Source organism: Streptomyces sp. SID11385, from assembly GCF_010548245.1.
Taxonomy (GTDB): Bacteria; Actinomycetota; Actinomycetes; order Streptomycetales; family Streptomycetaceae; genus Streptomyces.
On sequence record NZ_JAAGLR010000795.1, the window covers coordinates 1 to 2,178 of the forward strand.

General features: G+C 76.3%; 1 protein-coding gene. It reads left to right on the forward strand.

The window, feature by feature from the left end; genetic code table 11:
* Positions 1–335: 335 nt before the first annotated feature.
* The coding region (locus G3I42_RS24530) for a DUF3488 and transglutaminase-like domain-containing protein (protein ID WP_203607275.1) at positions 336–2,178 on the forward strand (1,843 nt) is incomplete at its 3' end.

The following is a 2,178-nucleotide window of genomic DNA, read 5'->3' on the forward strand; positions in this document are numbered from 1 at the left end:
CCGCTCGCCGACCTGTGGCGCCAGGCGGGCGCGCTCCACGCGGGGCACGGGCCGGACGGCACGGCGGGGAGCGGGGGCGCGTACGGGGGAGGCGGGACGTACGGGGGTGGAGGTGCGTACGGGGGCGGCGCCGCGCAGGGCGGGGGCGGTGCGTACGGCGGGGGCGGTGCGTACGGGCAGGGGGGTGCCCCGGGCGCGTACCTCCCGCCTCCCGCGCCTCCGGGGCCGCGTGCCCCCTCGCCCTATGAGCGGATCGAGCGTGTCGCGGGCGCGGGGCGGACGACGGGGCAACCGGCGGGGCGGCCGGAGCGGGCGGACGACAGGGAGCGGGAGTCATGAGCGGGCGGGGTCGGGTCACTCTCGCGGCGACGGTGGCGACGGCGCTCTCCGCCGCGGCACTGCTGCCGCTCGTGGAGAGCGGGACGTGGTTCGCGCTGTGCCTCCTGCTGCTCGCGCTCATGACCGGGGCGGGGGCGCTCGCCCGGCAGGCGCAGTTGCCGCGCGCGTTCGTGGTCGCGATCCAGGCCCTCGTGGGGCTGCTCCTGCTGACCCTCGTCTTCGCGCGCCCGCAGGCGCTGGCCGGTTTCATCCCCGGGCCCGAGGCGATGCGGCACTTCGGGGAGCTGTTCGAGGCCGGGCAGCACGACGTGCGCGGGTACACGATCCCCGCGCCGCTCACGGACGGCATCACGTTCCTGCTGATCGGCGGGGTCCTCGTGGTGGGCCTGGTCGTCGACACGCTCGCGGTGACGTTCCGCGCGGCCTCGGCGGCGGGGTTGCCGCTGCTCGCGCTCTACTCGGTCGCCACCGGGATCGCCGAGGACGGCGCGGGCTGGTTCCTCTTCCTCCTCGCGGCGGGCGGCTACCTGCTCCTGCTGCTCGCCGAGAGCCGCGACCGGGTCGCGCGCTGGGGGCGGGTCTTCGGGGTGCGCGCCACCGAGGGGCGCGGGAAGCCGCCGAAGCTGTCCCCGGTCCGCAACGGCCGCAGGATCGGTGCCCTCGCGCTCGGCGTCGCGCTCGTCGTCCCGCTCGCGCTGCCCGCGCTCGACGGCGGGCTGCTCGACGACAAGGGCGGGGGCGGCCGGGGCGGCGGGGGCGGCACGATCTCGGCGGTCAACCCGCTCGTCTCGCTCCAGGACGCCCTCAACCAGCCCGACGACCGCGAGGTCCTGCGCTACCGCACCGACGCGGCGAACATCTCCGACCTGTACCTGCGGATCGTCTCGCTCGACAAGTTCGACGGCACCTCCTGGTCGCCGTCCGAGCGCCGCATCACCGAGGTCCCCGACCAGCTCCCGCAGCCCACCGGCCTCTCCCCCGACGTCGCCACGGGCACCGTCACGACGTCCGTGCAGGTCGCGGGCGACTACGGGCAGGACTGGCTGCCGCTCCCCTACCCGGCCAGCTCCGTGGACATCAACGGGCGCTGGCGGTACGAGCCGGTGGGGCGCACCCTCGTCGGCGAGCGCGGCCAGACCACGCGGAACGCCTCGTACCGCGTCGAGAGCCTCGACGTCCGTCCCACGGCCCGCCAGCTCGCCAACGCCCAGCCCGCCCCGGAGGACATCCGCCGCACGTACACCGCCGTGCCGGGCAACCTCCCCGACGTCGTCGAGGCGACCGCGCGCGAGGTCACGAAAGGCGCCGCCAACGACTACGAGCGCGCGGTGCGGCTCCAGGACTGGTTCGCCTACGACGGCGGCTTCACGTACAACACGCGGGTCGGGGCGGGCAGCGGCCCGCAGGCGATCGCCCGGTTCCTGAAGCAGAAGGAGGGCTTCTGCGTCCACTTCTCCTTCTCGATGGCGGCGATGGCCCGCACCCTCGGCATCCCGGCCCGGGTCGCGATCGGGCTCACGCCCGGCACGCAGACCGGGGACGAGGGCACGATGTCGGTGAGCCTGCGCGACGCGCACGCGTGGCCCGAGCTGTACTTCCAGGGCGTGGGCTGGACCCGCTTCGAGCCGACCCCGAGCCGGGGCACCACCCCGGAGTACACGCAGCCCGAGGCACCCGAAGGGGGCACGGCGAGCACGGCGCCCGAGCAGCCCGGGACGAGCGAGTCGGCCGCGCCCTCGACCTCGGCCTCGACGGACCCCTCCTGCCCGGCGGCCGACCGGCGGCTGGGCGAGTGCGGCGGCCCGAGCCCGCAGGCGGTCGTGGCGCACGGCGACGACG